Consider the following 21,112-nt stretch of genomic DNA (forward strand, 5'->3'; position numbering starts at 1 on the left):
AGAGTCCAGTTCAGCAAGGACGCCGTTGCCGGAGCGTTGAGAAAAACGCATACGCTCCCGATACCTCGGCGTCACCGCCCGGCGGCGGGAGCCACTGTGCCGGGGGCGGGAAAGCGCACCGTGACGATGAGGCCGCCGGACGGACGCGCCGCGATGCTGAGCGCCGCGCCGTGCACGTCGGCGACCCGGGCGACGAGGGCGAGGCCGAGGCCGCTGCCCACCGGCGCACCGCCCGGCCCGCCCGAGCGGGTGCCGACCCGGCCGACACCGCGAACGAAGGGCTCGGTGAGCCGGGCGAGCAGCTCGGCGGAGACGACCGGTCCGGAATTGGCGACCGTGAGCTGCACCGCGCCGTGCGCCACCGTCTCGGTGTGCACGGTGACCCAGCCGGCCGGGACGGTGTTATGGCGGATGCCGTTGAGCAGCAGGTTGGCCACCATTTGGCGCACCAGGGTGCCGCTGGCGTCGATGTCGCCCTCCCCCAGAACGCTGCTGATCGCGACTCCGGCCTCGTCAGCCAGGGGGCGGAGGTCGCGGAGCACCTCGGCCACGGTTTCGGCCACGTCCAGCGGGGTGCGCTCGATCACGTGCCCGGCGTCGATCGTGGCCAGGGCGAGGAGCGCCTCCACCACCTCGATGCCCCGTCGGTTGGTTTCATCCAGCCGGCGCAGCAGACGGTCGATGTCCTGGGCCGCGGGATCGGCCAGCGCCACGTCGAGCATGGAGCGTTCGATCGCGTAGGGAGTGCGGAGTTCATGCGCGGCATTCGCAGCAAATCGGCGCTGTTCGTCGAACGAGCCCTGCAGCCGGTCGAGCATCGTGTCGAAGGTGTCGGCGAGTTCGCGGAATTCGTCGTGCGGGCCGGCGAGGCGCACGCGCTCGTCGAGTGACCCGGCCGCGACGCGGCGGGCGACCCCGTTGATCTTTCGCAACGGGCGGAGCATCCGGCCCGCCAGCACCCAGCCGCCGCCGAATCCGATCACCGCGAGCACCAGCAACACTTGCCAGGTGCGCGGCCAGAGAGCGTCGAGCAGATCGCTGCGATCGGGCAGGAAAGGCCCGTCGCCGCTGATGTTGCCCTCCGGCACGAAGCGAAGAATGTAGAAGACCAGCGCCATCAGCGCGACGCCCGCCACGAGCAGGAAGCCCGCGTAGCTCAGGGTGAGCCGGAGCCGGGCGCTCACGCGCGGCTCGCGGCAGCGTCGGCCGCCACATCCAGCCGGTAGCCCACCCCGGCGACGGTGTGGATGACCCAGGGGTCGCCGAGCCGTTTGCGCAGCGACGAGATGGTGATGCGCACGGCGTTGGTGAACGGGTCGGCGTTCTCGTCCCAGGCCCGCTCGAGCAGGGTCTCGGCGCTGACCACGCCGCCGCGGGCCGTGAGTAGCACCTCGAGCACGGCGAACTGTTTGCGGGTGAGGGCGACGTACCGCCCCTCGCGGTACACCTCCCGCCTAAACGGGTCGAGCCTGAGGCCGGCGTGCTCCAGCACCGGCGGGGCGCCCTCGGCGGGGCGCCGGCCGAGAGCGCGCAGCCGCACGACGAGTTCGCGGAGTTCGAACGGTTTGGTGACGTAGTCGTCAGCGCCGATCTCGAACCCGCGCACTTTTTCGTCGAGCAGGTCGGCGGCGGTGAGCATGAGGATGCGGCAGGGCAGGCCCGCGGCGATGATCCACCGGGCGACGTCGTCGCCGTGGGTGCCGGGGATGTCCCGGTCGAGGATCACCGCGTCGTACTCGTTCACGGCCAGGCTCTCGAGCGCGGTGTCACCGTCGCCGGCGATGTCCGCCGCGATGGCCTCGAGCCGCAGGCCGTCCCGGATGGCTTCGGCCAGGTAGAGCTCGTCTTCGACGATGAGTACGCGCATGTCCCCATCGTAGGCAGGCGTGGTTATCGTGGGCGTATGCCGCAGGTCACGATGACAGCCGCCGGGTCGCCCGGGTCAGGGCAACGGCTCGAGCCTCGCCGGTCTGGTCTAGTCGGCGATGCGGCGCAGACGGATGGTCCACGTGGTCAGGACGGCCACGATCACCACGAACGCGATGGTCAGTCCGGTTCCGGTCTGTGACAGTCGCTCGCCGGCCGTCGTGCCCGCGCCGATCACCAGGCTGGTGACCAGAAGACCGGTCGCGACGAGCAGGGCCAGTGCCGAGACGGACAGGGCCACGTTCGCGACCAGGAATTTGCGTTCAATCACCATCGGAGTACCTCGAATTTCGGTCGCATCTGCGCTGTAGCGGCGACGCTCTAACCCTGCGGGCAATTCGCGAGCGTGGCTAGTCGGCGGAAGAGACGACTTGTGGGCCGAGGCGGGCGGCTGTTACCGAGCCGGATTCGTGCCCGGGCAACCTTGTCGTCGGTGCGCGGCGCCACATAGGATCGGCCTATGAAGACCGGATCGGCCCTTGGCCACGCACGGATCGGCTACCCGGCCGCCGACTGACCCGCCGGCACGCCCGCGGCCCTCCCTTCGATCGTGATATTCACCCACCACAACCACGATCACGAAGGAAACAGAGGATGGCTATGCCCGCCACGTTCAACCACACCATTATCGCCTCGCTCGACGGGGCCGACTCCGCCCGGTTCTACACCGAGCTGCTCGAAGCCAGCCCGGCGCCGAGCTGGGGTCCGTTCACCAACATCAGCCTCGCCGGAGGAGTGATGCTGCAGTTCGCTGCCCCGCCCGTGCAGATCCAGATGCAGCACTACGCCTTTCTGGTGGACGACGCCCACTTCGATCGCGCCTACGCCTGGCTGGTCCAGCACGACGTCGAGCACTGGGCCGATCCGCAGATGACGCGCACCGGCGAGACCAACACCGAGCACGGCGGGCGCGGGGTCTATTTCAAGGACCCCGCCGGGCACGGGCTGGAGTTGATCACCCGACCGTATTTCTAGGCCGGCAGCGCTCTCGTTCGGCCTAGTTCTCGCGGCCGAAGAACCGGCCGAGGTCGGACAGGCCCGGGATCTCGAAGTTGGCGGCGGCATCGGCGAGCCCCGAGGTGTCGAAGGAGGAACCCAGTTCGGTGACCTGGTCGCCGACTCCGCCGACGTAGTCCTCGGCGCCCGTGGCCAGGTCGCCCAGGCCGCCGGCGTAGTCCTCCGCGCCGGCGGTGAGGTCGCCGGCGAGGCTCTCGAAGTCCACGCCGAGCCCGGCAGCCTGCTCGAGGATCGGTGCGGCCACACTGCTGAGCACGGCTCCGCCGGCCACCGCGGCGAGCAGCCCGCCGGCCGCACCCACGCCGGCACCGGCGAGCACACCGGCACCACCGCGGCCGCCGGACTTGGCGAACAGACCGCGCAGGAAGCCGGGCTTCTGCGCCTCACCGCGGGCGGCGGCGCGGGCGAGGTCGGCGGGCTCGGCGGACGCCGGGTACTCGGTGGGCGGCAGTTCCGCGCGCAGCTGGGCATTGACCTGCTCACGCTGCGCCGGGGTCAGCCGGGCGAAGGCGTCGCGGTGCACCTGTTCCAGCTGTTCCGGCTGCGCGGTCTTGAGCAGGTAGTCATACCGGGCGATCGCAGCGGCGTCGTCGGGGTTGGCGGGGCGCGCGGCGGCCGGACGGTCAGCGGCCGGCTGACGGGCCGCGGCGGCCGGCCGGGTCGCGGCGGCCGTGGGTGCAGGGGCGCCGGTTGGCCGGGAGTCGCCGGTGACCTTGTCGGCGGCGGCCCGCACGACCTCGCGCCAGTCCGCATTGCCGGAGCCGTTTGCCGACTGCCCCGAGGTGCCGAGGGCTTTTGATGCCATGTTCAGAATGCGCTGGAAGTTGCTCACAGGAGGCCCCTCAAAAGTTGACGAGTCCCCAGTTTTCCGGACTCCACCTGTGCAAACCCTCCGAGCCCGCTCCGCCGGCGACTTGCCCTACTGCGGACGAGTTGCCCCGTCGCACCGGGGCAACTCGTCCGCACCCGGGCAACTCGGCACGGGGCCAGGATGCATCAGCGCGCGCCCCGGTACGGGCGGAAGAACTCGCGCAGCTCGTGGGCATACAGCTCCGGCTGCTCGAACGCCGCGAAGTGCCCGCCGCGCGCGGGCTCAGTGGCCCGCACCACATTGGCGGTGCGTTCCAGCCAGGCGCGCGGCGGGCGCACCAGGTCGCCGGGGAAGATTGCGAACCCCGACGGCACCTCCACCCGGCGGGCGAGCTGCGCGGGCGGGATGGCAGCGTTGGCGTTGTACATCCGCATCGACGACCCGATGGTGCCGGTGAGCCAGTAGATGGTGAGGTTGGTGAGGATCTCGTCTCGGCTGAACACGCTCTCGAGGTCGCCGGCGCAGTCGCTCCAGACCCGGAGCTTCTCCACGATCCACGCGGCGAGGCCGGCCGGGGAATCGGTGAGGCCGAAGGCGGCGGTCTGCGGCTTGGTGCGATGCATGGCCGCGTATGCTCCCTCGGCCGCGCCCCAGGCCGCGCCGCCCTGCAACCAGTCGCGCTCCTCCGGGGTGAGGTCGGCCGGGTTGCCGTTGAACACGGCCAGGCCGGCATCGGTGCGGTGCACGGCCGCCACCCGGTCGGGGTGGTCGAGGGCGAGGTAGCGGCTCACGTGACTGCCGATGTCTCCGCCCGCGGCGCCGTACCGGGCATAGCCGAGCCCGTCCATCAGCTCGGCCCAGAGTCCGGCGACCTCGATCGAGTTCGGCGCCGGCCCGGTGGGAATCTCGGAGTCGCCGAACCCCGGCAGGTCGGGCACGACCACGTCGAACGCGTCCGCCGGGTCGGCGCCGTGCGCGCCGGGGTCGGTGAGCAACCCGATCACCTTGGCGTACCGCCAGAACGAGTCCGGCCAACCGTGGCTGAGCACCAGCGGCAGCACGGGACCGGTCGGTGTAACCGCGCGGGCGTGGACGAAGTGGATGCCGCGGCCTCCGACCTGGGCGCGAAACCGGGGCAGCTCGTTCAGCCGGGCCTCCTGGGCGGGCCAGTCGAACTCTTCGGCCCAGTACTCGACGAGTTGCCGCAGGTAGTCAAGGTCGGTGCCGAGGGTCCAACCGGCGTCGTCCGGCGCATCCGGCCACCGGGTGGCGCGCAGACGGGCGCGCAGGTCCGCCAGCGCCGCCGGGTCGGTCTTCGCGGTGAACGGTTCGGGGTGAAGCTCAGCGTTCGGCATGCGTGCCACCATACTGCGGGCGGTGCACGCGGCCCGGCCGCGAGTTGCCCTCCTGCGGACGAGTTGCCCCTTCACACCGGGGCAACTCGTCCGCATCGGGGCAAGTCGGCGTCACCCACGCGTCGGCCGGCGGTGATCTAGATGGTGTGGCGGATGCGCCGCGGCACCACGATCCAGATCACCACCACCACCAGGAAGATGAACACGGCGAAGGCGATGCCCCAGACCCGGCCGAGCACCAGGTCGAAGATCAGCAGGCCGATACCGGCGACGGTGAGAGCCACTCCGGCGAGGGTGGCCTGCACGAAGTAGTCGGTGTAGCGCACGATGGTCTCTTTGGCCCGTTTGCGAAACAGCACCCGATGCAGGCTCACCGGCGCGAGCCCGACCAGGGTGGTGACGATGGACGTGACGACGAGCACGAGGTAGGTGTCGACCTGGAAGGCGTCGAGTTCGTCGAACCGGGACTGGAACACCGCGGCGAGCAGGAAGCCAGTGAGGATCTGCGTGCCGGTCTGGATCACGCGCACCTCCTGCAGCAGCTCGTTCCAGTTGCGGTCCAGCCGTTCGGTGACGGTTTCGTCCCGGCCGTCGTGCGCCGCGTCGGGCTCCTCCGGAGGGCGGGATTCAGAGTGGGACATCGCTGGACCTTTCGTGAGCGGCGCTTGTCGACTTTGAGACAATAACAGTGGCCCTCGCGGATGCGTTCCGCCACCCCAGTTGCCCCGGCCAGAGCTTGGAGTCGTCATGCCCCAGATATCGTCCACGGCGCGGTCCATCCCGGGGTCGGGCATCCGTCGTATCTTCGAGCTCGCCGCCGCCCTGCCGGATGTGATCCAGCTCAGCGTGGGCGAGCCGGAGGCCCGGGTGGCGCCGCATATTCTCGAGGCGGGCGCGAAGGCGTGGCAGAACGACGCCACCAACTACACGCCCAACAGCGGCCTGCTGCTGCTGCGCTTCGCGATCGTGACCAAGCTCGCCGAGTTCAACAACTATGCGGTCGACGAAGACCAGGTGCACATCACCGCCGGCGGTGCGCAAGCCCTGCACATGGCAATGCTCCTCACGCTGGATGCCGGCGACGAGGTTCTGATTCCCGACCCCGGTTATGCCACCTTCGCGATGGCGTCGCGGCTCGTCGGCGCCGTGCCGGTGCCCTACCGGCTGTCGGCCGATCGTGCCTTCATCCCGGCGATCGACGACCTCGAGCGGCTGATCAGCCCGCGCACCCGGGTGCTGCTGATCAACAGCCCGTCCAACCCGCTCGGCGTGGTCTATGGGCCGGGGGTGCTGCGCGAGCTGCTCGATTTCGCCACCCGGCACGACCTCTGGGTGATCAGCGACGAGGTCTACGAGTACTTCACCTTCGAGGGCGGCTACACGAGCGTGTCGAGTCTGGACACCAGTGACCGGGTGTTCAGTGTCTACTCGCTGTCGAAGACCTATGGTCTCACCGGTGGCCGGATCGGCTACCTCGTCACCCCGCCCGGCGTGGCCATCACCTTCCGGGCGGCGCAGGAGGCCATCGTCAGCTGTGTGAACACGCCCGCGCAGCTCGCCGCCGTCGCGGCCATCGAGGGCGACCAGTCTGCGATCGCCGAAGCGCGCGAGCACTACCGCGGCAACCTCGCCGCTGCCGGCGCCGCCCTCGACGCCCGGGGCATCGAGTACTACCGTCCCGACGGCGCGTTCTACCTCTGGGTTAACGTCTCCTACTGCTCCAATGGGAACGTTGCGCACTGGGCGGAGGACTTCTTGCTGACCCAGCGGGTGGCCGTGGCGCCCGGTTCGGCGTTCGGCGCCGCGGGCGAGGGCTGGATCCGGCTCTGCGCGGCCGGCAAACGCCAACCGCTGCTCACGGCGCTGTCCCGGCTACCGGCCGTGCCCGCGCAGGAGTCCACCTCGGTCTAAGCGCCGGTTCGTTCTACGTCGGCGTTCGCATCGGCGTGTGGGGAGTCATGCCATTACCCTGGGGGATCGCTGGGCAACGAAATACTATGGAGTCGGGCCGAAGACACGGGCCCGCCATGGCGGTGACGACGAACACGGCTGGTGACGCTGATGAATGACATCTCGGGAGTACCTCGCCCGACGGGCGGATCGCTGACCGCCCCGCTTCTGGCGCTGATGCCCATCACCGGGGTGGCCATCTCGGTTTTCGACCAGAACCGGCGGGCCTCGCTCGTGCATGCCACCGACGCTACGGCGCTCCGGATCGACGAGATGCAGTTCGATCTGGGCGAAGGCCCGTCGATCGAGGCCGCCACCACGGCGGCTCTCGTCTCTGTGCCCGACCTTGCCGTAAGCGATCGGTGGCCCGCTTTCCTGCACGGCACAGCCGGGCTGACCGTTGGCGCTCTGTTCGCGTTTCCCCTGATGCTGGGTGCCGCTTGCACCGGCACGGTCACCTGTTACCGCACCAGCGCCGGCTCCCTGGATGACCAGACCGCCGCCCTGGGCGCATCCCTCTGCCGGGCGATCGCCGGGCCCGCGTTCCGGCGGGCGATCATTCTGGCCGAGCACGAATCTCCCGACCAAGAGGCGCCGATCGAGTCTCGGCGGGAGATCCATCAGGCGACCGGCATGGTTCTCAGTCAGCTTGAAATCAGCGCAACGGATGCTTTATCCCGATTGCGGGCCTACGCTTTTTCCAGCGGATACACCGTTCAGGAGATTGCACACGACGTCGTCAGCCGTCGCCTCAATTTCGCAGAGCTTCCGGAGTAGGTAGACATGAACGACAGCGACCACGCGGGCGACCGTACCCGGGAAGAAAACATCAACGACGCCTTCGTGCGGGTGGCCGGCACCTTGGTGGAGAGCTACGACGTCGTCGATCTGCTGTCCACGCTCGTCAACACCTGCACCCGGCTCCTCGGCGTTCAGGCCGGCGGCATCCTCCTCGCCGACAGCACTGGTGACCTCGAGCTGGTCGCCTCCACCAGCGAGGAGGCCGAGATCGTGGAAATCATGATCGTGGCCGCGGGCGCCGGCCCGTGTATCGACTGCTATCGCACCGGTGCCACGGTCAGCGTGCAGGACATCGCGGCGGACGCCGACGCCTGGCCACGGTTTCGGCGCACGGCCCTCGAGCAAGGCTTCCGAGCAACCCACGCCACCCCCCTCCGCCTGCACGGCGAGGTCATCGGGGCGATGAACCTGCTCAGCACTGTGACTGGCGCCCTCAGCGCCCGCGACGCCCAGCTCGCCCAGGCCTTGGCGGATGTCGCGACCGTCGGCATCCTGCACGAGCGCAGCTTTCGCCAGCCCGAGGCGGTGACCGCGCAACTGCACCTCGCGTTGGACACCAGGATCCTGGTGGAACAGGCCAAGGGCGTGCTGGCACAGGTGCGTTCGTGCACCATGACCGAGGCGTTCACCGCGCTGCGTGACTACGCCCGTGGGCATGACACGACCCTGCGCGCCGCCGCCGAAGGAGTGGTGAACCGCACCATCCCAGCGGAGGCGCTGGTGACCCAGGCCAGCTAGCGGGCCCGCCCGCGCACGGCCGTCAGGCGAAGCCGAAGACCAGCGGGAAGACTGCGACCACGATCAGGGCCCAACCGCCGTACACCGGCAGGTACCGGGTCTGCCAGCGTTCCAGTGCCGCAAACGGATGCCGGCCGCGGAGGAACCCGACGGTGAGCCAGGCCGAGCGCAGCAGGTGCACCAACAGCAACAGGTTGAGGCCGAGCGCGGCGATCTTGTTGGGGCTAAAGCCGAACTCGGTGATGCGGGTGAGCATCGCGGTGAGCATGACCGCGTCCACGGCGATGGCCACGACCACGAGCACCAGTTGCAGGGCGTCGAAGAAGCCGGGCCGGGCGAGCGAGTCACGCGCCGAGATGGAGTAGAGCAGCAGGCTGAGCACCAGCACGAGGATGGCGTTCATCAGGATGAGCAGCTCCCGGTCGACGGTGCCGAGTCCACCGGCGGTGGCGAGCACCGCGAGTACGGCCAGCAGCATCAGGATCGTCAGCGGGGTGAAGACCCGGGTGAGCACCGGGGCGATGTTCTCCACCACGTTCTGCTTGGCCTCGACCAGCCAGGCCGCCACGACAAGCGCGCCCGGCACCGCGAATGGCAGGATCCACTCCGCCAGCACCGGGCCGGGGTCCACCCCGACCGCCTGGAGCACCGCGACGGTGAGCCCGATCAGTACACCTCCGCCGAGGGCGAGCAGGGTGTAGTAGATGGCGAGTTCGCCGGTGAACCGCACGAAGTCCATCCGCCGGGCGTCGGAGCGCCAGCGGCCGCCGACGTAGGCGACGCCCACCAGCATCCAGAGCAGGATCGGGGCGTGCAGGGCGGCAAGCACTTCGGTGGAGCCGAAGCTGGCGAACGGGTACACGTTGAGCAGCACGGCGAGCGCGGCGAACGAGATCAGCAGGGTGGCGAGCACCGGCACGGTGAGCCGGCGCTTCCAGGCGAAGTAGCCGGCCAGGAACGGGAACACGAGCAGGCCGATGTTGCGGGCGAGGCCTGCCTCGCCGTTGGACCAGCTGAGCCCGACCTTGACCGCGATGCCGGTGCCCACGGCGAAGCCGAGCACCACGGCGAGTTCGCGCCAGGCCGGGGCACGGGTGTCGGCGTCGTCGGGCACGAGCACCAGCTGTTTCCACAGCCGGTCGGAGTGCTCGCGGGCGAACTCGCGTGAGACGGCGTCGAGGTTGCCGAGCCGTTTGATCGCCACCAGGAACGCCTCGTCGTGGTCGAGCCCGGTGCCGAGCAGGTCGTCGATCTGCCCGCGCAGGTGGTCCTCCAGTTCGTCCACGTCGGCGGCGGCGATCGCCTGCCGGCGTTGCACGTAACCGCGCCAGCGGTCGATCTGGGCTTCGAGGTCGGCGTCGAGTTTCATCAGGCCCACCCCTCCGTCGGGGTGACCGGTCGGGGCGCGGCCTGCCAGATCTGGCGCAGGGCGTCGGCCACGACCATCCACTGCTCCTGCCGCTCGGCCAGCTGTTCACGGCCCAGGTCGGTGATGGCGTAGTGCTTGCGGCGTCGGCCAACCTCTGAGGTGCCCCAGAGCGAGGTGACGTAGCCGAGCCGTTCGAGCCGGTGCAGCAGCGGGTAGAGCATGCCGTCGGTCCACTGCAGGCTGCCGCCGGAGAGCTCCCCCACCCGCTTGAGGATGGCGTAACCGTAGAGGTCGCCGTCCATCAGGATGCCCAGCACCAGCGGGGTGGCCGCTGCGGCGACCAGATCTTTCTCGATGCGCACGGGCGCCTCCTATACCTAGAGCTGCAATGCATGAACCATAGCAGCTCTAGGTATAGAGAGGCGAGCGGATGCCCTCGGTCAGGCGGTGGTGCGGCCGAAGTACGGGTTCGAGGACGGCAGGAACATCAGCACGGTGGCAACGACCGTGGCCGCCAGGCTGAGCCAGGATGCCCAGCTCGCCGTTCCGCCACCCGTGACCACCCCGACCACCTGCAGGAGGGCCAGCACCAGCAGCACGATGCGCGCCCAGTTCTTGCCCGCGTTCATCTGGAACACGATGATGAGCTGCACCACCGCCACGACGATCGCAATCACCGCGGCGGTGACGAACACCGCCGTGCCGGTACCCTCGGGCACCTGGGTCGCACCTGCGACCTCCGCGGAGCCCGACAGAGTGAACAGCAGAACTGCGCCGATCAGACCGAACAAGACGGTGATCAGCCAGAGATAGAACGACGCGGTGACGGTGGCGGGGCGGGCGGTGGACACGGTGCTGGTCATGGGGACTCCTTATCTCGGTGAAACCGGAAGTGGCGTGAGGCCAAGCGCGGAACACACTGTGTGTGCCTGGCGCGCACGATACCCCGATCACACACGAAAACTAATGGGTCGACCGCAAAGGCTGGCCACGCCCGTGTGCACTGTGGCAGGATGCCGCCGTGACCACTCAACCTGAACGCCGGATGCTGCTCGACACCGCCGCCATGTATTTCCGCGCGTTCCACGGCGTGCCCGACACTGTGCAGGCGCCAAACGGCATGCCGATCAACGCCGTGCGAGGGCTGCTCGACATGATCGCCCGGCTCAGCACCGAGTTCCAGCCGACCGAGATCGTGGCCTGCTGGGACGACGACTGGCGGCCGCAATGGCGGGTCGACCTGATTCCGACCTACAAGACCCACCGGGTGGCCGCCGAGGCGCCCACGGATGCCGACCCCGCGATCGAGATCGTGCCCGACCTGCTCAGCCCGCAGGTGCCGATCATCCGCGAGGTGCTCACCGCGCTCGGCATTCCCATCGTGGGTGCCGCCGAGCACGAGGCCGATGATGTGATCGGCACCCTCGCCTCGACCGCCGAGATCCCGGTGGACGTGATCACCGGCGACCGGGATTTGTTCCAGCTGGTGGACGACAGCCGGGATGTTCGGGTGATCTATACCGGCCGCGGCATGGCCCGGCTGGAGATTCTGACCGACGCGGCACTGGAAACCAAGACCGGCGTGACACCGGCCCAGTACGCCGACTTCGCGGCGATGCGCGGCGACGCCTCCGACGGCTTGCCGGGCGTGGCCGGGGTGGGCGAGAAGACCGCGGCCACCCTGCTGGCCGAGTTCGGCGACCTGGACGGCATCGTCGCCGCGGCGGCGGACCCCGACGTGAAACTGTCGGCGTCGGTGCGCGCGAAGATCCTCGCGGCGGCGGATTACCTCCTGGTGGCACCGAAGGTGGTCAACGTGGTGCGCGACCTCGACCTGCCCGCGTTCGACGCCCGCATCCGCCAGAGCACGCCCGAGCAGGTGGCCGAACTCGACCGGCTGACCGAGAAGTGGGGGCTCAGCTCGTCGATGAAGCGGGCTCGCGAGGCGCTGGCGGCTCTGGCCTGACGCGGCGGGCGGCCTACCGGCTCGGCGCCACGTCCACATCCACCCGCGAGCGGGCGAAGACCGTCTTGAGCGACACCCGACTGGTGTACTGAATCGACCCGTAGCGGAAGAGGCGCACGGCCAGCTGTAGCACAACGGCGCTGAGCAGGAAGAGTTCGACGATGACCACCGCCGCTTCCCAGCCGTTCAGGGTGCCGAATGCATTGCGCAGCATCGCGGTGAGCGGCGCTGAATACGGAAAATAGGTGAACACCTGCACCACGAAGCTGTGCGGGGTCGAGACGATCGAGGAGAGCGCGTAGAGCGGCATCACCAGCAGGATGATCAGCACGGCCGACAGACTGCCCGCATCTTTCGCAGTGGGCATGACCGCCCCGATGGCCACCAGCGTTCCGGTGAACAGCGCGAACCCGCCGATGGCCAGCAGGGCGCCCACGATCATCTGCGCCGGGTCGAAGGTGAGCGCCGACAGGTCGAACTCCGGAATGTTCAGCGAGTCGCGGAAGAAGATGTAGGCGATCAGCACTGGAGCCAGGAAGACGAGCACCTGGGTGAACCCCACGATGAATAGCGAGATGATCTTGCCCGTGATCAGGGTGGTGGGGTTGAGGGTGGTGAGGATCATCTCGGTGACCCGGTTCTCCTTCTCCTCCAGCGTGCTCGTGAGCATCTGGTTCGACAACAGGGTGAACACCAGGAAGAACCCCGCGACGTAGATCAGCGGCGGGATAACCCCCATGAAGCCGGCAGCTTTCTCGCCGTCGGCGTAGGTGGTGGCGGTCACGGTGATGTCGCCGCGTGCCAACGCCGCCAGGGCGGGATCCCCGATCTGGTCCTCTGCACTCACGATCAGCAGCTGAGTGGCCACGCCGTCGTACTCGCCGTTGCCGAACAGGCCCTTGTCGACCCCGTACACCTGCACGGCGGCGGCGCTCGGGTCGGCCGGGTAGACGAAGTGGGCCTTCTCGGCACCGGACTTCACGTCGGCGATCGCCGCCGCATCATCCGTGACCAGGGTGCCGCCCATGCTCGTGGCCACGGCCGGATCGACGTAGCCGGATGCGTCGCTGTACGTGAAGGTGATGGCCGCGTCGGACTGGGCGTCACTGGTGCTCGCGGCCGAAAGGTTGCCCAGGATCACGAGGGCCATGACGACGCCGATGCCGATCGGCACCAGCAGGGTGGTGATCCAGAACCGGCGCTTGCTGAGGGTGCGACCGACTTCGAAGCCGATGACCGTGCGGAGGTTGTGCCGGGCCATCTCAGTTCGCCGCCATTTCGTTCTGTTCGCCGTAGACGCTCACGAAGATTTCGTCGAGCGAGAGTTTGCTGGTCTCGAAGCTCCGCACGAGCACGCCGGCGTCGACCAGGTCGCGCAGGATGAGTGCTTCATCAGTGGTGTCGGTGAGGGTGAGCTCGGCATAGTTGCGCTCATGGGTGCTGACCTCATAATGCGGCGAGAGGGGAATGTCGCCGGAGTAGCCAAGCCGGATCATGGTGCCGCCGTACTGGTTCTGCACCTCGGGGATCGTGCCGTAAGCCTCGGCCCGTCCGTTCTTGAGCAGGATCACCCGGTCGCACAGGCGCTCCACCTCCTCCATCTGATGGGTGACCATGAGCACCGTGGCGCCGTTGCGCTTCTGCTCGTCGATGATGTCCATCAGCAGGCGCCGGTTGACCGGGTCGAAGCCCTTGGTGGGTTCGTCGAGGATCAGCAGCTCGGGGTCGTTCATGATGGTGACGCCCAGCTGCACCTTCTGCTGCTGCCCGCCCGAAAGCTTGTCGACCCGGGTCTTCGCCTTGTCGGCCAGGCCGACCCGCTCGAGGTAGCTGAGTGACCATGCCGTTGCTGCCTTCTTGCTCAACCCTCGGAGCGCCCCGAAGTACGCCATCACGGCGATCACGGATTCCTTCTTATAGAGCCCGCGTTCTTCGGGCAGGTAGCCCAGCCGGCTCCCGGCCTCCGGGGTGAACGGGCGGCCGTTGATGTGCAGCACCCCCGCACTGGGGAGATAGATGCCGAGCAGGGCACGCAGGGTGGTGGTCTTTCCCGACCCGTTGGAGCCGAGAAAGCCGAAGGTCTCGCCACGCCGCACATCGAAGGAGAGGTCTTCGATCACAGTGGTGCTGGCGAAGTCCATCCGAAAATGCTCGATATGAACAAGAGGCTCTTCATCAGGCGTCATGCCCACACCCTAGTGCTGCGGCCTCACGGGCGTAGGTGCGCACCGAGCACGCCGAAACGAGGTGCCCCGACCGGTCGGGGCACCTCGTTCCAGGTTGTGCGGTGAGCGCTGCGGGTTAGGCGCGCTGGCGGCGGCGGAGAAGCAGCGCGCCGGCTCCGGCGGCCAGCAGCGCGAGGGCACCGCCGAGCATCGGGGCCACCGTGCTGACTCCGGTGTTGGCCAGGGCCGCGGTGCCGGCGTCGGCCGCGACCACGGTGAACGCGATCTCGGCGGAGTCACCGTTCGCAGCAGTGACCACGAGGCGGTGCTGGCCCGCTTCGGTGCCCACCGGGATGGTGACCGGGGTGCTGAAGGCGCCCGCCGCATCCGTCGTCACAGTGCCGAGCCGTACCGGTGTTGAGTGCAGCGTGATCGTGAGCTCGGCGTTCGCGGCGAAGTCACGACCGGAGATCGTGACGGCGCTGCCCGCGGTGACGCGCAGGTCGGCGTCGGCCAGGGCGACGGATGGCGTGCCAGGGCCGGAGGGTGCCAGGGTCGGCGTTGCGGTGGGCGTGGGCACCGGGGTCGCGGTCGGCGTCGGCGTCGGAACCGGGGTCTCGGTGGGAACCGGGGTCGCGGTCGGGACCGGGGTCTCCGACGGGACCGGGGTCTCGGTCGGAACCGGAGTCTCGGTCGGAACCGGCGTCTCGGTCGGAACCGGGGTCTCGCTCGGCTCGGGCGTCGGGGTTACGAGGCCGAAGACATCCGCGGCGGAGCCGAGGTTCAGGAATACCGTCTCGCCGGTGGCGTCCTTCAGCCCGTCGTTGTCGGTGACGGCGTAGACGTTGCTGTCGGCGCCGATGGTGAGGCCCTCGAGCTTCTCCTGGGTCCAGCCGTTGGTGGCCTGAAGGTCGGGCAGCACGTCGTAGGCGAGCGTCTTGGGCAGGATCGGCAGCGTGCCCGCGGCCGGGTCGGTGTCGGGAATCGTCACCGTGTACACGCGCTTCACGGCGGCGGCGGGCCCGTTGAGCTTGTCGCGTTCGATCACGGCGAGGGTGGTGTCGTCCACCGCGACGATCTCAGAGAGGCCCATCCAGTCGCCGTTGCCGGCGTCGGCCTCCAGCTGGTAGCCGAACCAGGTCCAGCTCTTCGCGGTCACGTCGTAACGGCCGATGCGGGTGACGCCCTCACCGTCGACGGTGGTGGTGGGGTCGGCCGGGTCGGCCCAGAGCGGGCGCTGCACGGCCACGTAGAGCTGTTCGTTGCCGGCCGGGTCGGTGATCGCGGTGACGCCCTCGAAGCCCCACTTGGCGATGTGGTCGGACACCTCGGTGGGCAGTGACACGGTCTCCTGCACGGCACCGGCGGCATCCGTGCGGTACAGCATGTTCTCCGCGCCGGTGGCGCCCTCGGCGGCGAGCCAGAAGCCGCCCTGTTCGCGGGCGTGCAGGCCTTCGATGTCGAACACGGCGGGTTCGCCGTTCTCGGTGATGACCAGGCTGTCGTCGATGCGGGCGGGCTCGCCGGTCACGTCGACGGTGAAGATCGTGCTCGGCGAGAGGGCGGAGTCGCTCGCGGTGTAGATGTGCTCGGTGTCACCGGGCTTGGCGCTGAGCGCGCCGAGCGCGAGCCAGCCGATCGGCAGGCCGTCGACGTCATCGGAGACGATGCTCGGCTGCCCTGCCGTGAGCGCGCCGTCGCCGAGCTGGAACAGGGCGACGGATGCGCGCACGCCCACGCTGGCGTCGTCGGTCTCGCTCGAGGTGACGAGCAGGTTGCGGCTGGGCACGGCGAGCAGGCCCTCGGGTCCGTTGGTGGCGAACACCAGCTGCCGGAAGACCGGGTTGACCGGGTCGGTGAGGTCGTACACGGCCACGAAGTTGCTGCGCTCGGAGGCGACGAAGCCGTACCGGGTGCCGTCGATGGTGGAGACCATCAGGCCCTCGGGCTCGCTGCCCTTCTTGTCGGCGCGGCTGTCGGCGTAGACGCCGTTGGCGGCGGCGAGGTGCTCGATGGTGTTGCCGGCGTCCCAGGCGACGTCGCCGGTGGTGGCGTCGAAGATGGTCCAACCGCGGGTGCCGCCCTTCCAGTCGCCTTCGTTGGCGGTGGCCAGGTGGGTGTCGTCGACCCAGGCGATCGAGTCGGGTTCGCGGGGAACGTCGGTGATCGAGCCGGTGAGGTCGATCTCCTTGTCTTTCTCGGTGTCGATGCCGGTGACGGTGGCGGTGCCGGCGCTGAACACCTTGGTGATCTCCCGGCTGGGCAGGTCGACGAGCACGATGCCGTTGTTCTCCTGCAGGGTGACCGCCAGCTGGTTGGCGCTGTTGATGGTCACGTATTCGGGTTCGGGGTCGGTGGGCGAGTCGAGGCCGGCGGCCGTGAACGACTCGAGCGCGCTGCCGTCTTCGGCCACGAACGGCACCGGGGTGGTGACCCAGCTGGTGGGGTCGTCGTTCAGGTCGATGACCTGTACGAAGCCGGCGGGCAGCTGGGGCAGGTCGCCCTCTTCGCCGCCGTCCGGGGTGAATTCTTCGTCGCGCTGGTTCTCGATCGCGATGGCCGCATAGCCGTGGTCGGCGCTGATGGCGATGGAGTCGGGCTGGCCGCCCAGGTCGATGCTGGTGACCACGCTGCGGTCGCTGATGCGGATGACGTCGAGCCGTCCAGAGGGCGAGACGAAGTCGCCGCCGCTCTCGTCGATCACCACGAGCACGTAGTCGCCGTACACGGCCACGGAGGTGGGCTGGTCGTCGGCGTGGCCCAGGTCGGCCAGGGAGATGCTGCCGGTGCCGACGGGGTTGTTCACGTCGGTGATGTCGAGGAAGCCGATGCGCTTGCCGGGGGCATCCGTGTAGATCACGGTGTTGCCGTCGTCGGTGACGCCGGAGATCTCGGCTGCGGTGGTGTCGGCCGGGTCGACGCCGGCGGGAGCGTTGAGGTACACGGGGTAGGTGGCGGTGCGGTGGAACGCCGACGAGGTGGGGGTCGGCGTCGCGGCGAGCGCCGGAGCGACGACCACGCAGCTGGCCATCAGAGCGGCCCCCACGATCAGGGTGGCGCGGCGGGCGGGTCTGGAAAGTGGCATGGTTCCCTCGGGTCACGAACGGAGTCTGTACGTCTTCACACGCACCCATCGAGCGTGACGGCGGTCGGGAAAATGGAGGTGACCCGTGGAGGTCCTCGAGGCGACGGGAAGATGTACGAGAGGCAAACGGGTCGGCGTGGCGGGCATCTCGGCGCTCCCAGTTACGCGGGAATTCAGCCGGTGCGCTCACGCCGGTGGCCTAGGGTTCACTACACGGCAGGTGTGCGGTTCCTGCCGGGGGAGGACGCACGATGACCACCAATACGAGTGCTTCGGCTGTCGCTGCCGCGCCTGAGCACCTCGGTCTTGGCCTTCCCGATCGGGTCGACTACTTCGCCAGGTTGCTGCACGACCCGTCGTTCAGCGACGTGCGCAACGACGGGCAGGCCTGGCTGCAGCGGTGTTACGCGCAGATCGTGCCGCTGGTGCTGCCCGCAGCTCTCAACGCCGTCGAATCCGGTCAGCCGCTTCCGGCCGAGTGTCTCCGCGCTCTGCGCGCGGTGGCGGCGGGTTCGGCCAGCGACACGGATGTGCAGCTGTCGGTGATCCTCCGCGGGGCGTTGCCGGCGCTGCGCGTGTTCGCCGCCTTCATGCACGAGACCGCACCGGCCGACCCCCGGCAGACCGTGCTTGCCATGGCCAGGGCCACCCGGGTGGCCCACGAACTGGGCAGCTGCTGGGTGGAGGCGTGGAGCGACGCGCGGGCGGCCAAGGGACACCTTGTGCCTGGGCCGGCACCAGCACCGCCACCGGCGGCATCCGTCACCGGCCCGCCGCGCACATCCGTCACGGCTCTCGACGGCGGCTCGATCGAACTGGTCGCAGCCGACCCTGACCTCAGCGACGCCGAAGCGCGCATGCTGACCCTTGCCGCCTACGGGCACTCCAACGACCACATCGCCCGAGCCACCAGCTACAGCCGTCAGGCCGTGGGCTGGCATCTGTCCCGCATCATGCGGGCGTGGAAGACGCCCAACCGCACGGCCCTGGTGGCGCTGGCATTCGTGAAAGGGGTGCTCGTGGCCAGATCAGCGCCACGAGCACCCCGGGTTCTACCGGCGTCGGATCAGGCTGGCACCCGGAAGTCGCTGTCGCAGCCGACCTCGTCCTGACCCTTCTCGGTGTACCCGGTGGGCACCGTGCGGTGCACGTCGTCGATGTAGTGCGCCTCCGTGCCCACCCACCGCGGTCCCCAGCGGGCGCCGTTGTCCCACACGTCGACATCCACCCGGATGCGCCCGGTCTGCTCGGCGAACCCAGTGCCGAGCGTGACGGCGGTCTTCCGGCCCGGATTGGCGGTCACGGTGTCGCGGCGTTCGCTGGTGGTGGTGCGGGTCTGCGAGTACTCCGCGCCGCCCTCGATGGTGAGCACGTTCTTGATCTCCAGGCTCACGCCCCCGCCGGACTTCCACGTCTCGGCGAAGGAACGCACATCGCCGACCTGTGAGCTGATCGCGGTGGTGGTTCCCTCGTTGCAGTTGCTGACCGGTTCGCCGTAGCGCAGCCAGTCGACGCGCTCTGCGGATTCGCTCTGCACCTCGAAGGTGCAGTCGCCGGTGATCCCGCCGGTGTACATGCCGGCGTCGCCGTTGCAGACGCGGTTGAGGTTGTCGGGGCCGAATCGGTCGTCGGCCGAGGCCGCGGTGGCCGGAACCAGGGCGCCGGCCAGCACCAGCCCGGCGATGCCCGCGGCGGCGGCGAGGCGGCGGCGGCCCTTCGTTGGGGTGTGCGTCGGTGTCATCGTGTTCGTGTCGGTGTGCATGACGTGTCCTAACCAATTCGAGGTGCGGTGCGCTCCCCGGAACTGGTTCGTCGCTTCCCGGGAACGGGAGTGACTCTTCTACCTCGGCAGCACACAGGCCAGAAGACGGGCCAGGTGTTAGTCAGGTGACTCACGACTCGCCCCCTGGTGCGGCCCAGCCGCTACCCTCCCCCTTCGCAAATCCTCGCTGGGCTAGCTCTCGTCGGGTCGCAGGCCGTACTGAAGAATGGTGTTGCCCTTGCTCGTCACCCGGGAGCTCTGCAGGGTGAGTCTGGTGACGGGGTCACCGGGTTCGAAGAGGTGTCGGCCCTCCCCCGCGACCACGGGATGCATCATCAGCGTCAGTGAGTCCAGCAGCCCGGCGAACAGCAGCTGCCGCACCAGCGAGATGGAGCACATTACGCTGATCTCCCCGCCGTCGGTCTGCTTGAGCGCCGTCACGAAGTCTTCCAGCGAGGCGTCCATCAGGCTCGAATTCTGCCAGTCCAGGTCGCCGGTGAGCGTGCGGGAGGCGACGAACTTGGGCACCGGGTTGATGAAACCGCCGAACGGGTCGTCGGGCGCCGTGGTCGGCCAATAGCCGGACCACTCCTGGTAGCCCACCCGGCCGAGCAGCACGGTGTCGACGCGACTCATCATCGCGCCCATCTCCTCGCTCATCTCATCGTCGAAGCTGTCGAACTGCCAGAGGTTGGGCGACTCCACCACGCCGTCGACGGAGTAGAACAGTCCTGCGGAAAGCTTGCGCATATCGGGGATCTCCAAACTGGCGGATGTCGAGTGGTTCACTGTCGCACCGAACCGGAGCCGGCCACAAGCACGAGCACCGGTAAACACCGGTTCCCCGCGGACGGTTCCGTACACTCGGATGCATGTCCCCGATGAACGCAGAATACGAGATCCGTCGGTTTGAACCGGCAGCGCCCGGCGAGCCCGGCTACCCCGAAGCGGTGGCCTGGGACACAGCGGTCTCGTTTGGCTTTCATGAGGAACGCAGCACTGACGAGCGGATGCAGGAGTCCATCGCCCGGAGCCGGTTGGACCGCGCCGTCTACACCCGCGCCTACCAAACCGGACCCTCTGCCCCGCACTCACTGGGCAGCGAGGTGCCGGTAGCCACGTTCGGCACCCAGCCGAGCACGCTCAACATCGGTTTCGGCCGATTGCTGGATGCGCACCTGATCACCGGCGTGACCGTGCGCACCTCGCACCGGCGCCGCGGGCTGCTGCGCCGCATGATGACGGAGGACCTCGCCCTGGCTCAGGGCAACGGCATGGCGATCGCTGCCCTCACCGCATCAGAGGCATCGATCTACGGCCGATTCGGGTTCGGCATGGCCACGGCGGAGCAGAGCATCACGGTGGACACCGGTGCCAAGTTCCGGCTCGACCATGTACCGGTGGGAACCGTGGAGGTTGCCGACCCCTCGGTGCTGCTAGAGCTGGCCCCGCAGGTCTTCGCCCGGTTGCACGGCGAACAGCCGGGCTCCGTCGGACGGCAGGAGTTCTACCGCCAGTTGGCCGCCGGAACGGCGAGCCGCGAGGGCGGTCCCGACGCCAAGGTGAAGGCGGCGCTGCACTATGCGGCCGACGGCACGGTCGATGGTTACGTCTCCTACCGGTTCGGCGGCTGGGACAAGACGCCCGTGACGATGGAGATCGTGGACCTGGTGGCCGCGACGCCCGCGGCCTACCTGGAACTCTGGCAGTACCTGGCGGCCATCGACCTGGTGGAGCGCGTCACCTGGAACGAGGCGCCGGTGGACAACCCGCTGACTTGGGCGCTGACGGATGCGCGGTGCGTGAAGGCGTCGAACCCCCGGGACCTGCTCTGGTTGCGCATCCTCGATGTGCGCCGGGCGCTCGAAGCCCGCCAGTTCGCCACCGACGGCACCGTGGTGCTTCGGGTCACCGACGGCCTGGGCCTCACGGCCGGCACCTTCGCGCTCGAGGTGCAGGGCGGCACGGCGCGGGTGATCGCATCCGCCGCTGCGCCCGACCTGGAACTGGACATCGCCGCGCTCTCCTCCATCTACCTGGGCGCCGTGAACCCCGTGACACTGGTCGCGGCGGGCACGGTGCGCGAGCACACCTCCGGTGCGGCATTCCTGGCGGCGAGGCTCTTCGCCGTGGAGCGGCCTGCGCACTGCCTGACGCACTTCTAGCC

The 21,112-nt window shown here is 68.9% G+C and carries 21 protein-coding genes; 7 read left to right on the forward strand and 14 right to left on the reverse strand.

Annotated features, from left to right (window positions below):
• Positions 1 to 71 precede the first annotated feature (71 nt).
• From CTB96_RS03780 to CTB96_RS03790, 3 genes are all read right to left on the reverse strand, one after another.
• On the reverse strand, positions 72 to 1,184 hold the full coding sequence (locus CTB96_RS03780) for a sensor histidine kinase (protein WP_219993205.1): 1,113 nt from the start codon (positions 1,182 to 1,184) through the stop codon (positions 72 to 74).
• On the reverse strand, positions 1,181 to 1,867 hold the full coding sequence (locus CTB96_RS03785) for a response regulator transcription factor (RefSeq protein ID WP_110125559.1): 687 nt from the start codon (positions 1,865 to 1,867) through the stop codon (positions 1,181 to 1,183). Before CTB96_RS03785 ends, CTB96_RS03780 begins: the two co-directional genes overlap by 4 nt.
• Before the next feature lie 108 nt (positions 1,868 to 1,975).
• Entirely contained in the window at positions 1,976 to 2,200 is a 225-nt protein-coding gene (locus tag CTB96_RS03790; protein ID WP_110125560.1) for a hypothetical protein, read from the reverse strand.
• Between the two features lie 320 nt (positions 2,201 to 2,520).
• Between CTB96_RS03790 and CTB96_RS03795 the strand changes: the two genes are divergently transcribed.
• Complete coding sequence (locus CTB96_RS03795; protein WP_345788769.1) at positions 2,521 to 2,901, forward strand: VOC family protein; 381 nt, start codon at positions 2,521 to 2,523, stop codon at positions 2,899 to 2,901.
• A gap of 22 nt (positions 2,902 to 2,923) precedes the next feature.
• Here CTB96_RS03795 and CTB96_RS03800 read toward each other — a convergent pair whose 3' ends face one another.
• The 3 genes from CTB96_RS03800 to CTB96_RS03810 all read right to left on the reverse strand — a co-directional run bounded on the left by CTB96_RS03800 (position 2,924) and on the right by CTB96_RS03810 (position 5,750).
• The gene (locus CTB96_RS03800) at positions 2,924 to 3,748 is read right to left on the reverse strand and encodes a cation-transporting ATPase (RefSeq protein WP_248283197.1); all 825 of its coding nucleotides are present in this window, start codon (positions 3,746 to 3,748) and stop codon (positions 2,924 to 2,926) included.
• A gap of 191 nt (positions 3,749 to 3,939) precedes the next feature.
• Positions 3,940 to 5,109: an epoxide hydrolase family protein gene (locus CTB96_RS03805; protein ID WP_110125563.1), complete on the reverse strand. Its 1,170-nt coding sequence runs from the start codon at positions 5,107 to 5,109 to the stop codon at positions 3,940 to 3,942.
• 137 nt (positions 5,110 to 5,246) lie between these two features.
• Positions 5,247 to 5,750 (reverse strand): DUF6328 family protein, encoded by a 504-nt coding sequence (locus CTB96_RS03810; protein ID WP_110125564.1) that lies wholly within the window; start codon positions 5,748 to 5,750, stop codon positions 5,247 to 5,249.
• A gap of 106 nt (positions 5,751 to 5,856) precedes the next feature.
• Here CTB96_RS03810 and CTB96_RS03815 point away from each other — a divergent pair, with 106 nt between their 5' ends.
• From CTB96_RS03815 to CTB96_RS03825, 3 genes are all read left to right on the forward strand, one after another.
• The gene (locus CTB96_RS03815; protein ID WP_110125565.1) at positions 5,857 to 7,020 is read left to right on the forward strand and encodes a pyridoxal phosphate-dependent aminotransferase; all 1,164 of its coding nucleotides are present in this window, start codon (positions 5,857 to 5,859) and stop codon (positions 7,018 to 7,020) included.
• A 216-nt stretch (positions 7,021 to 7,236) separates the two neighbouring features.
• Positions 7,237 to 7,836 (forward strand): ANTAR domain-containing protein, encoded by a 600-nt coding sequence (locus CTB96_RS03820; protein ID WP_181397119.1) that lies wholly within the window; start codon positions 7,237 to 7,239, stop codon positions 7,834 to 7,836.
• A 6-nt stretch (positions 7,837 to 7,842) separates the two neighbouring features.
• Positions 7,843 to 8,598 carry a GAF and ANTAR domain-containing protein gene (locus CTB96_RS03825; protein WP_110125567.1) on the forward strand — a complete coding sequence of 252 codons (756 nt, stop codon included), beginning with the start codon at positions 7,843 to 7,845 and terminating at the stop codon, positions 8,596 to 8,598.
• A gap of 22 nt (positions 8,599 to 8,620) precedes the next feature.
• Here the strand turns inward: CTB96_RS03825 and CTB96_RS03830 are convergent, their stop codons facing one another.
• The 3 genes from CTB96_RS03830 to CTB96_RS03840 all read right to left on the reverse strand — a co-directional run bounded on the left by CTB96_RS03830 (position 8,621) and on the right by CTB96_RS03840 (position 10,830).
• Entirely contained in the window at positions 8,621 to 9,967 is a 1,347-nt protein-coding gene (locus CTB96_RS03830; protein ID WP_110125923.1) for a permease prefix domain 1-containing protein, read from the reverse strand.
• Positions 9,967 to 10,329, reverse strand: a complete 363-nt coding sequence (locus tag CTB96_RS03835) for a PadR family transcriptional regulator (RefSeq protein ID WP_110125568.1) — start codon at positions 10,327 to 10,329, stop codon at positions 9,967 to 9,969. Before CTB96_RS03835 ends, CTB96_RS03830 begins: the two co-directional genes overlap by 1 nt.
• 78 nt (positions 10,330 to 10,407) lie before the next feature.
• On the reverse strand, positions 10,408 to 10,830 hold the full coding sequence (locus CTB96_RS03840) for a hypothetical protein (RefSeq protein WP_110125569.1): 423 nt from the start codon (positions 10,828 to 10,830) through the stop codon (positions 10,408 to 10,410).
• A 182-nt stretch (positions 10,831 to 11,012) separates the two neighbouring features.
• Here CTB96_RS03840 and CTB96_RS03845 point away from each other — a divergent pair, with 182 nt between their 5' ends.
• Positions 11,013 to 11,933: a 5'-3' exonuclease gene (locus CTB96_RS03845; protein WP_110125570.1), complete on the forward strand. Its 921-nt coding sequence runs from the start codon at positions 11,013 to 11,015 to the stop codon at positions 11,931 to 11,933.
• A 13-nt stretch (positions 11,934 to 11,946) separates the two neighbouring features.
• Here CTB96_RS03845 and CTB96_RS03850 read toward each other — a convergent pair whose 3' ends face one another.
• The 3 genes from CTB96_RS03850 to CTB96_RS03860 all read right to left on the reverse strand — a co-directional run bounded on the left by CTB96_RS03850 (position 11,947) and on the right by CTB96_RS03860 (position 17,183).
• Entirely contained in the window at positions 11,947 to 13,194 is a 1,248-nt protein-coding gene (locus CTB96_RS03850) for an ABC transporter permease (RefSeq protein ID WP_110125571.1), read from the reverse strand.
• A gap of 1 nt (position 13,195) precedes the next feature.
• Positions 13,196 to 14,119, reverse strand: coding sequence for an ABC transporter ATP-binding protein (locus tag CTB96_RS03855; protein WP_248283198.1), 924 nt, complete (start codon positions 14,117 to 14,119; stop codon positions 13,196 to 13,198).
• Positions 14,120 to 14,234: 115 nt separating this feature from the next.
• Complete coding sequence (locus CTB96_RS03860) at positions 14,235 to 17,183, reverse strand: esterase-like activity of phytase family protein (protein WP_110125924.1); 2,949 nt, start codon at positions 17,181 to 17,183, stop codon at positions 14,235 to 14,237.
• 251 nt (positions 17,184 to 17,434) lie between these two features.
• Between CTB96_RS03860 and CTB96_RS03865 the strand changes: the two genes are divergently transcribed.
• A complete protein-coding gene (locus tag CTB96_RS03865; RefSeq protein ID WP_110125573.1) occupies positions 17,435 to 18,295 on the forward strand; it encodes a helix-turn-helix transcriptional regulator in 861 nt (286 codons plus the stop codon).
• Here CTB96_RS03865 and CTB96_RS03870 read toward each other — a convergent pair.
• Together CTB96_RS03870 and CTB96_RS03875 are read right to left on the reverse strand one after the other, a co-directional pair.
• On the reverse strand, positions 18,250 to 18,945 hold the full coding sequence (locus CTB96_RS03870) for a hypothetical protein (RefSeq protein ID WP_110125574.1): 696 nt from the start codon (positions 18,943 to 18,945) through the stop codon (positions 18,250 to 18,252). The genes CTB96_RS03865 and CTB96_RS03870 overlap by 46 nt on opposite strands.
• Before the next feature lie 192 nt (positions 18,946 to 19,137).
• Positions 19,138 to 19,695 carry a dihydrofolate reductase family protein gene (locus CTB96_RS03875; protein WP_110125575.1) on the reverse strand — a complete coding sequence of 186 codons (558 nt, stop codon included), beginning with the start codon at positions 19,693 to 19,695 and terminating at the stop codon, positions 19,138 to 19,140.
• A gap of 131 nt (positions 19,696 to 19,826) precedes the next feature.
• Here CTB96_RS03875 and CTB96_RS03880 point away from each other — a divergent pair, with 131 nt between their 5' ends.
• Complete coding sequence (locus CTB96_RS03880; protein WP_427846462.1) at positions 19,827 to 21,110, forward strand: GNAT family N-acetyltransferase; 1,284 nt, start codon at positions 19,827 to 19,829, stop codon at positions 21,108 to 21,110.
• The last annotated feature ends 2 nt before the right edge of the window (positions 21,111 to 21,112 follow it).

It is taken from the genome of Cryobacterium arcticum (genome assembly GCF_003185895.1).
GTDB classification, from domain to species: domain Bacteria; phylum Actinomycetota; class Actinomycetes; order Actinomycetales; family Microbacteriaceae; genus Cryobacterium; species Cryobacterium arcticum.

Bases quoted from the DNA above. Each gene is read 5' to 3' on its own strand.
- CTB96_RS03795 (WP_345788769.1), top strand. From the start codon at position 2,521: ATGGCTATGCCCGCCACGTTCAACCACACCATTATCGCCTCGCTCGAC.
- CTB96_RS03875 (WP_110125575.1), bottom strand. From the start codon at position 19,695: ATGCGCAAGCTTTCCGCAGGACTGTTCTACTCCGTCGACGGCGTGGTG.
- CTB96_RS03850 (WP_110125571.1), bottom strand. From the start codon at position 13,194: ATGGCCCGGCACAACCTCCGCACGGTCATCGGCTTCGAAGTCGGTCGC.
- CTB96_RS03820 (WP_181397119.1), top strand. From the start codon at position 7,237: ATGCCCATCACCGGGGTGGCCATCTCGGTTTTCGACCAGAACCGGCGG.
- CTB96_RS03825 (WP_110125567.1), top strand. From the start codon at position 7,843: ATGAACGACAGCGACCACGCGGGCGACCGTACCCGGGAAGAAAACATC.
- CTB96_RS03785 (WP_110125559.1), bottom strand. From the start codon at position 1,867: ATGCGCGTACTCATCGTCGAAGACGAGCTCTACCTGGCCGAAGCCATC.
- CTB96_RS03880 (WP_427846462.1), top strand. From the start codon at position 19,827: ATGAACGCAGAATACGAGATCCGTCGGTTTGAACCGGCAGCGCCCGGC.
- CTB96_RS03800 (WP_248283197.1), bottom strand. From the start codon at position 3,748: ATGGCATCAAAAGCCCTCGGCACCTCGGGGCAGTCGGCAAACGGCTCC.
- CTB96_RS03865 (WP_110125573.1), top strand. From the start codon at position 17,435: ATGACCACCAATACGAGTGCTTCGGCTGTCGCTGCCGCGCCTGAGCAC.
- CTB96_RS03870 (WP_110125574.1), bottom strand. From the start codon at position 18,945: ATGCACACCGACACGAACACGATGACACCGACGCACACCCCAACGAAG.
- CTB96_RS03815 (WP_110125565.1), top strand. From the start codon at position 5,857: ATGCCCCAGATATCGTCCACGGCGCGGTCCATCCCGGGGTCGGGCATC.
- CTB96_RS03830 (WP_110125923.1), bottom strand. From the start codon at position 9,967: ATGAAACTCGACGCCGACCTCGAAGCCCAGATCGACCGCTGGCGCGGT.
- CTB96_RS03855 (WP_248283198.1), bottom strand. From the start codon at position 14,119: ATGACGCCTGATGAAGAGCCTCTTGTTCATATCGAGCATTTTCGGATG.
- CTB96_RS03840 (WP_110125569.1), bottom strand. From the start codon at position 10,830: ATGACCAGCACCGTGTCCACCGCCCGCCCCGCCACCGTCACCGCGTCG.
- CTB96_RS03810 (WP_110125564.1), bottom strand. From the start codon at position 5,750: ATGTCCCACTCTGAATCCCGCCCTCCGGAGGAGCCCGACGCGGCGCAC.
- CTB96_RS03860 (WP_110125924.1), bottom strand. From the start codon at position 17,183: ATGCCACTTTCCAGACCCGCCCGCCGCGCCACCCTGATCGTGGGGGCC.
- CTB96_RS03790 (WP_110125560.1), bottom strand. From the start codon at position 2,200: ATGGTGATTGAACGCAAATTCCTGGTCGCGAACGTGGCCCTGTCCGTC.
- CTB96_RS03845 (WP_110125570.1), top strand. From the start codon at position 11,013: ATGCTGCTCGACACCGCCGCCATGTATTTCCGCGCGTTCCACGGCGTG.
- CTB96_RS03805 (WP_110125563.1), bottom strand. From the start codon at position 5,109: ATGCCGAACGCTGAGCTTCACCCCGAACCGTTCACCGCGAAGACCGAC.